The following is a 7473-nucleotide window of genomic DNA, read 5'->3' as shown; positions in this document are numbered from 1 at the left end:
GAGGTCCGCCGAGCCCGTCGGCGGCCGCGGCGACGCCGGAAACCGTCGTGGCGCCGGTCGCCCGCCAGAGCGCGGCCAGCGCGACGGCGAGGAGCGCGCTGCTGGCGACGAAGTACCGGCGAGCGAGCGACGCGGCCGCCCGCGCCTGTCTCCACCCGTCGACGACGCCGATGAGCCTCGCCATCACCAGCCCCATCGCCAGCCACAGCAGTCCGAACGCGGCGAGGTGGTCGGCCGCGACGAGGGCCATCACGGTCACTTCGAAGGCGAACACGGCGAGGAAGAACCGTGTCTCGTGGGCGCTTCCCGCCATGTACCGGCGCGAGTAGCTGTGGACGACGCCGCCGAAGAAGGCGACGACCACCCACATCAGGACGGTGAGTCCGTCGACGGCGAACGCGCCGGGGACCGCCGGGGCGAAACCGAATCGGACTCGGCCGACGAGGACCGCGAGGCTCGCGGCGAACAGCGACCAGGCGAGCCACGTGAGTGCGACGGGCGCGAACGGCGTCTCCGCCGTCGCGTCCGGGAGCGCTCCGACCGTCGTTTTCGAGTTGGATTCCGACATCGTTCGGCTCGTGCGACCAATCTCCGTAGCCGACCCGCACGGCGAACCGGTATCGGTCGTCTTCGCTTCGTCTAGTGAACAGATTGTGTATTAAATCTGTTTATCTTCACAAACTGTTCGATATAATCTCATTATAGAACATTACAGTTATCGCGAGGGGACGGGTCCGCGTCGTGAACCGAGCGAAGCGGGTTCGCAGGCGTAATCGTGGGCGTGTCCGGACCGGGTTCGTCCCGAGCGGCTCGTCCGCGGGTCCGTAACGGATACGTCGCCGACGGCCGGTCCAGTTCTCGGTCCGTTCGCGAATCGCGTTCATAAAACCATATCGTTATCCGATCCGCAGTGTCGGTATGGAGGAACTCACCGGGACCGTCCTCGCCGGCGAGTCGTTCGAGCCGACTCGCGGGCGTCTCGTCGTCGACGACGGTCGGATCGAGGCCGTCGAGGAGACCGACACGGAGTCGACCGACATCGTCCTGCCCGCGTTCGTCAACGCCCACACGCATCTAGGGGACTCCGTCGCGAAGGAGGCGGCCGTCGGGCTGTCGCTCGACGAGGCGGTGGCCCCGCCGGAGAGCCTGAAACACCGGCGGCTGGCGGCCGCCGACCGCGCCGACCTCGTGTCGGCGATGCGCCGAACGCTCCGGTTCGCGCGGCGGACCGGTACGGTCTCCTGTTTGGACTTCCGGGAGAACGGAGTGGCCGGGGCGCGGGCCCTCCGCGAGGCGGCGTCGTCGGTCGCCGTCGACCCGTTCATCTTCGGGAGCGGCGACCCCGCCGTCCTCGACGTCGCCGACGGGTACGGGGCCTCCGGGGCGAACGACGACGAGTTCGCCGACGAACGCGCCGCGTGCGAGGACCGCGGCGTTCCCTTCGCCATCCACGCCGGCGAGCCGGACGCGACCGACATCCACCCGGCGCTCGACCTCGATCCGGACCTGCTCGTTCACATGGTACACGCCGAGCGGGAGCACCTCGAACGCGTCGCGGACCGGTCGGTCCCGGTCGCCGTGTGCCCGCGCGCGAACGAGGTCCTCGACGTCGGAACGCCGCCGGTCCGGGAGCTGCTCGACCACACGACCGTCGCGCTCGGCACGGACAACGTCATGCTGAACGCCCCGTCGATGTTCCGCGAGATGGCGTACACGGCGAAGCGGTTCGACGTGACCGTCCGGGAGGTGCTACGGATGGCGACCGCCGCCGGCGCCGAGATCGCGGGGCTCGACTGCGGCGTCGTCGCGCCCGGGCGACGGGCCGCGCTCGTCGTTCTCGACGGCGACTCCGACAACCTTGCCGGTTCGGAGGACCCGGTGCGGGCGGTCGTCCGGCGCGCGACCGCGCTCGACGTCAAGCGGGTCGTCGGGTAGCGACCGGTCCGCGTTCAGGAGTCGGTCTCGGCGTCGAACTTGCCGAACGGCGTCGCCTCGTGGCTCCGAACGAGCACCTCGTCCGCGACGGTGAGCCCCATGTCGAGGAGCTCCTGTGCCACGGGCGTGATGTCGCCGTCCGACTCGCCGACCGCCGTCACGAGGAGGTTCTGTTCGCCGGTGACCAGCTCCTGCACCGAGATGACGCCGTCGATCTTCAGGATCTCGGGGAGCAGCTCGCCGCGCTCGGGTATCGACGCGGTGCAGTAGAGCAGCATCCGGAGCGGATACCCCGACTGCTGGTAGTCGACATCGGCGCTGTACCCCTTGATTATCTCGTCTGACTCGAGGCGCTGGATGCGTTTGCGGACGGTGCTGTCCGACGTCCCGGTGCGCTCCGCGATGTCCCCTGACGAGGTGTTTCGGGCGTCCTCTTGGAGCGCGTACAGGATCGCCCTGTCCACGTCGTCGATCGCTTCGTCAGCCATACCGGAGCCTCCGTGGCATAGCCACTTTACTGTTCTATGTCGCTTTTAAACGGAGCGGGGACGCCCGACGCGAGTCCACCGCGCTCTACTCGGCGTCGAGCGACGTCTCTCCGTCCGCCCCGACGACGACGACGGGGACCTCGGCGTCGTCGACCACGGTGTCCGTCGTGGAGCCGAAGACGAACCGGCCGACAGTGCCGGTGGTGGAGGCGCCCACGATCACGAGGTCGTAGTACGGCGACTGCTCGACGATCGCGCCCGCGGCGGTGAGGTCCTCGACGAGCCAGCGATCCACCCGATCGAAGTCGCCGAGGCGGTCGCGGGCGGCCGAGAGGAGGCGGTCGCCGGCCGCGGCGTACTCGTCGACATCGCCGTCCCCGTCGACCGCCGTCGCGTCCCCGTCGACGAGCGCCTCGTCCGAGGGAACGACGTGGAACAGCTCGAGCCACGCGTCGGTCGCGTCGGCGACCTCGCGGGCCACGTCGACGGTCGCCCCGGTGTGGGGACCGGCGCCCACGGCCACGAGGATCGAGGACACTCGATCCGGTCGAACCGCGCGGTCGATCCCCTTGAGACGGGCGTGCGCCGCGGTCGCCGTCGACGCGACCGCCTCCGTGACAGCCGGCTCGACGACGGGATCGTCGACTCCGTCGCCGACCGTCGGCGCCTCGGCGCTCGTCTCGTCCGCGTCGCTCCCGTTCATACCCCCAACGTCAGACGCGCGTCCGATAAATCCCGCTGGTCCGCGCCGATCCGCGGGAACGAGCGCGTCGCGGCTCATCCTCGTACCGCGACCGCAACACCGCGCGAGCGGGCGTCAGTCCCGGAAGAACTCCTCGCGCTCGAACGGCTCGTCCTCTCCTTCGACGGCGACCACGTCGAGCGCGGTCACCGCGGCACCGACGCCCAGCAGTCCCGCGAGGCTCGGCTCGGTCCGTCCATCGTCCCCCGAGATCAGCTCCTTGATGTAGAGCCCGCCGGCGCCGTGGATCTCGACGGTCGCGTGGCGCGGGTCGTCGAGCTCGGCGGTCGCCTCGTACACGTCGCGCTCCCGGGTGAGGCTCGCGCGCCGGTGGTCCACTCGGTTCGGAGTGTACTGCTCGACCGTCGTCCCCTCCAGCTCCTCGACCGCGGCGGCGAGGTCGTCGGCGTCGACGTCGGCGTCGAATCTGACCTGTGCGCGGTAGCGCTTGGTCGCTTCGAGCTCCTTCACGCGCTCGACGGCGTCGTAGGTCGCGAGCCGGAGCCCCTCGACCTCGACGGCGCCGTCGGCGAAGGCGTTGATATCCGACTGGAGTCGCTCGACGTCGACCCGGCGGCGGCGTGGCTCCTCCACCTCGATCACGAACGGGCGACCGGTGCCGAGCATGAGCGCGTCGACGTCCTCGCGGCCCGCGCCGTGGAACGTCGCCTCCGTGCCGTCCATCACGTCCTCGACGATCGGCGCGGTGTACTCCTCGACGCTGTCGTCGTAGAGGTACCCCGAGCCGCCGCAGTGGTCGCAGGGGTCCGCGCCCTGCCGGCCGGAGCCCTTGCACTCGCGGCACGGCCACTCGGTCTGGGGGATGTCGCGCTCCAGCTTCCGGTAGCGGCCGTAGACGAACGTCGAGTTCACCTTCGCGTCGATGGCGTCCTCGGCGAGATCGATCGTGAACTGCACGTCCGGCCGGTCGAAGGACACCTCCGCGCCGGTGAGCCGGCCGAACCGCTTGCCGACCTCGCGGTTGAACTCGGATTTAAACGGCTCACCGGCGTCCTCGTCGAGGCCGGCGTCCGCGCGGAGCAGCGCCTCGTTCTCCTCGATCAGGGGCGGCGGGCGCGTGCCGACGTTGTACGTCGCGAACTCGATCCCCTCGACCGCCTCGGCGGCGCGCTCGGCCCACTCGTCGAACTCGGTGCAGCGGCCCTCGCAGACCCAGCAGTCCGCGGCCTCGACCGGCTCGTGGTCCTCGTCGTCGCGCAGCGCGAGCGAGACGCGCAGCGACGACCCGCGCTCGGCGTTCGACAGCCCGAAGCTCCGGTCGGCGACGAGCCGGCCGAGACAGGCGTCGCACACCGGCCCCGTCTCGGTCGCCCGCGCCGCGACCTCCAGTACGTCCATACGCCCTCCAGCGCCCGGCGTGGTAACTGTCTTACTACATCGGGGGCCGTCGGGTCGCGAACGGTTCGGGGGCCTCCCGGCCGACTTAAGAGGGTCCGAGTCGTTTCGCCGGGCGTGAACGAGCCGGCGTCGCGGTCGGAGAAGCTGGAGCTCGGCGTCGAGCTGCTCGCCCACCTCGAACACGAGGAGCTGGCGCTGCCAGCCGCGATCGACCGGATCGAGACGGTGACGACGAGCCCCGCGCTCACCCGCGACATCCTCGACGCCGCCGAGAAGCGCGGCATTATCGAGCGCGAGGACGCCCGCCTCCGAGTCCAGAGAGGGGGCACGTACGTCAATTACGACAGCCAGGTCGTCCAGCGCGAGGGCGAGTTCGAGTGTCGGCGGTGCGGCACCGGTATCACGACAGGTCACTTCGTGAAGCTCGACGCGGGCGAACTCGGCCCGTTCGGCTCTTCCTGCATCCGGAAGGTGACCGGACGGGACGACGACTCGGAGTGAGCGCTGCGGTCTCGATATTCACTTTTAAATGACTGATGCGGTGGCGCGCGCCTCCGAGCGGCCGTTTATAAACGGCCGTGAGGAGCGCGTGCGAGGGAGTCGCGAGCGAAGCGAGCGACGAGGCTGGGGAGGCGTGAGGTGCGGTCGCTGTGCGATGGGTGGGACTCAAAGGGGCAGCCGCGAGGACGAAGCACGGCGACGCAAGGACCGCAAGGAACGAGCGGAGCGAATGACTGAGGACCGCAGCGAGCCGCGCGAGTCGTCGCGGCTGGGGCTTTGAAGGTGTTCTACGCCAGTCAGTTGTTGGTCATTTATAAATAACTCGTCAGTTCGGACACGACGTTACTCACCGAGGCACGATCACGTCCATCCCAGTAGCCAACCTCGTATGCCACGTCCTCACGCGCAAGCGAACGGTTTTTGCGTCGACCGACGGGAGGAGACGTATGGACGAGGACACCCCCGAGAAGACGGGGCCGGCGGCGAGCGGTCCCCGCGACGAGACCGCGGGATCGCCCCGCACCGACGGCGGCGCGGAGCGCGCGGACGGGCCGACCGAGGACGTCGCGCTCGACCCGTGGGGGTCGGCGTCGATCGGCGACTACGCGGACCTCTTCGCGGAGTTCGGCATCGAGGCGTTCGACGACGTGGCCGACGACGTGACCGACCCGCACTACCTGATGCGCCGCGGCGTCATCTTCGGGCACCGCGAGTACGACGCCGTCGCCGAGGCGATGGCGAACGACGAGCCGTTCGCCGCGCTCTCGGGGTTCATGCCCACCGGCGACCCCCACATCGGTCACAAGCTCGTGTTCGACGAGATCATCTGGCACCAAGAGCAGGGCGGCGACGCCTTCGGGCTGATCGCCGACCTCGAGGCGCACTCCGCGCGGGGGATGTCGTGGGACGAGATCGACGAGCACGCCCGCAACTACCTCCTCAGCCTGCTCGCGCTCGGCTTCGACGCCGAGGAGGGAGAGCTGTACCGCCAGTCCGACAACCGGGCGGTACAGGACCTCGGCTTCGAACTCGGCTCGAAGGCGAACTTCTCGGAGTTCGAGGCGATCTACGGTTTCGACGGCGAGACCAACATCTCGCACATGCAGAGCGTCGTCACCCAGACCGCCGACATCCTCTACCCGCAGCTCGTCGACGAGCCGAAACCGACCGTGATCCCCGTCGGCCCTGACCAAGACCCGCACGTTCGACTGACCCGCGACCTGGCGACCCGCGTGCGCTACTTCAAGGTGACCGAGGCGTTCGCGAGCTTCGAACTCGACGACGCCGAGCGACGGCTCGTCCGGGCCGCCTACGACGCGCTCGCGGCCGAGAGCGCGGCGGACGACGGCGAGGTCGACGACGCCGAGACCGACGTGCGCTGCGAGGACGCCGCCGCCTGGCTCGCCGACTACGAGCCCCCCGAAATCGATGAGGAGAGCGTCGACCTCGCCGCCGCCAAGTCGACCGCCCTCGACAAGCTCCGCGCGGGCGGCAAGGAACCGCTCCGCCCCCGTGTCCGCTTCTTCGACCGCAACGCCACCGAGGAGGCGTTCGAGGCGCTGATCGGGGCGGTCGACGGCGAGAAGCGCGTCTTCGACGGCCACGTCGACGCCTTCGACCTCACCCGCGGCGAGGCCGAGTCGGTCGCCCGCGAGGTCGAGATCGACCACGACGGGTTCGGCTTCCGCCAGCCCTCCTCGATCTACCACCGATTCATGACCGGGCTCACGGGCGGGAAGATGTCCTCGTCGATCCCCGCGAGCCACATCTCACTGCTCGACGACCCCGAAGACGGCTCCGACAAGGTGAAGGCTGCGACCACCGGCGGCCGCGACACCGCGGAAAAGCAGCGTGAGCTCGGCGGCGAGGCCGACGACTGCCCCGTCTACGAGCTGTACGCCTACCTGCTCGCGGGCGACGACGACGAGCTGACGAAGACGGTGTACTCCGAGTGCGTCAACGGCGAGCGCCTCTGCGGCGGCTGTAAGGAGCAGGCCGCCGAGCTGATGCGCGAGTTCCTCGAAGACCATCAGGAGAAGCGCGAGGAGGCCGAGGAACTCCTCGACGACCTCGACATCGACCTCGACTCCGACCGGCGCGGAACCGGCGGCGAGCACTGAGGTAGTCTCGACGGCGCGGTGAACGTCTGCGAATCTCAGCCGCTCGTTTATATGTAGTCGATATCGGATCGAGGGTGACTACCTCCGAACCCCAGCCGCTCGGCTGTACGTGAGCGACTACGCTGTGGTGACCACCTCCAAAGCCCCAGTCGCGAGGGCGACGCAGGCTCGCTGTGCTCCTCGCTCAGTCGCTGTCGCTCCCTCGCTGCGGTGCTTACGTCGCCTGCGTCGCCCTCGCGACTGCCCCTTTGAGTCCCCCCCTCCGTACCGCACGGCACCTCCGACCTCCCCAGCCTCGGCGGACGGGCCGGCGCGGACAGAACCGCGC

The 7473-nt window shown here is 69.4% G+C and carries 6 protein-coding genes and 1 pseudogene; 3 read left to right on the top strand and 4 right to left on the bottom strand.

Features of this window, described 5'->3' with window-relative positions; all coding sequences use genetic code 11:
- Positions 1-568: pseudogene (locus OQF71_RS13025) on the bottom strand (oxidoreductase); the annotation flags it as partial.
- 350 nt (positions 569-918) lie between these two features.
- Between OQF71_RS13025 and OQF71_RS13020 the strand changes: the two are divergent.
- Positions 919-1935, top strand: a complete 1017-nt coding sequence (locus OQF71_RS13020; protein ID WP_280588187.1) for an amidohydrolase family protein — start codon at positions 919-921, stop codon at positions 1933-1935.
- Positions 1936-1949: 14 nt separating this feature from the next.
- Here OQF71_RS13020 and OQF71_RS13015 read toward each other — a convergent pair whose 3' ends face one another.
- From OQF71_RS13015 to OQF71_RS13005, 3 genes are all read right to left on the bottom strand, one after another.
- Positions 1950-2423 carry an Lrp/AsnC family transcriptional regulator gene (locus OQF71_RS13015; RefSeq protein ID WP_280588186.1) on the bottom strand — a complete coding sequence of 158 codons (474 nt, stop codon included), beginning with the start codon at positions 2421-2423 and terminating at the stop codon, positions 1950-1952.
- 85 nt (positions 2424-2508) lie between these two features.
- Complete coding sequence (locus OQF71_RS13010) at positions 2509-3126, bottom strand: universal stress protein (RefSeq protein WP_280588185.1); 618 nt, start codon at positions 3124-3126, stop codon at positions 2509-2511.
- A gap of 114 nt (positions 3127-3240) precedes the next feature.
- On the bottom strand, positions 3241-4524 hold the full coding sequence (locus OQF71_RS13005) for a tRNA pseudouridine(54/55) synthase Pus10 (RefSeq protein ID WP_280588184.1): 1284 nt from the start codon (positions 4522-4524) through the stop codon (positions 3241-3243).
- Positions 4525-4638: 114 nt separating this feature from the next.
- Here OQF71_RS13005 and OQF71_RS13000 point away from each other — a divergent pair, with 114 nt between their 5' ends.
- The gene (locus OQF71_RS13000) at positions 4639-5025 is read left to right on the top strand and encodes a DUF5830 family protein (RefSeq protein ID WP_280588183.1); all 387 of its coding nucleotides are present in this window, start codon (positions 4639-4641) and stop codon (positions 5023-5025) included.
- A 446-nt stretch (positions 5026-5471) separates the two neighbouring features.
- Complete coding sequence (locus OQF71_RS12995) at positions 5472-7145, top strand: tryptophan--tRNA ligase (protein ID WP_280588182.1); 1674 nt, start codon at positions 5472-5474, stop codon at positions 7143-7145.
- Positions 7146-7473: the final 328 nt, after the last annotated feature.

The sequence above is a fragment of the Halorubrum sp. Boch-26 genome, assembly GCF_029889805.1.
GTDB lineage: Archaea > Halobacteriota > Halobacteria > Halobacteriales > Haloferacaceae > Halorubrum.
Note: the sequence above shows the minus strand (reverse complement) of the source record. Positions and strands in the feature narration are given on the sequence as shown.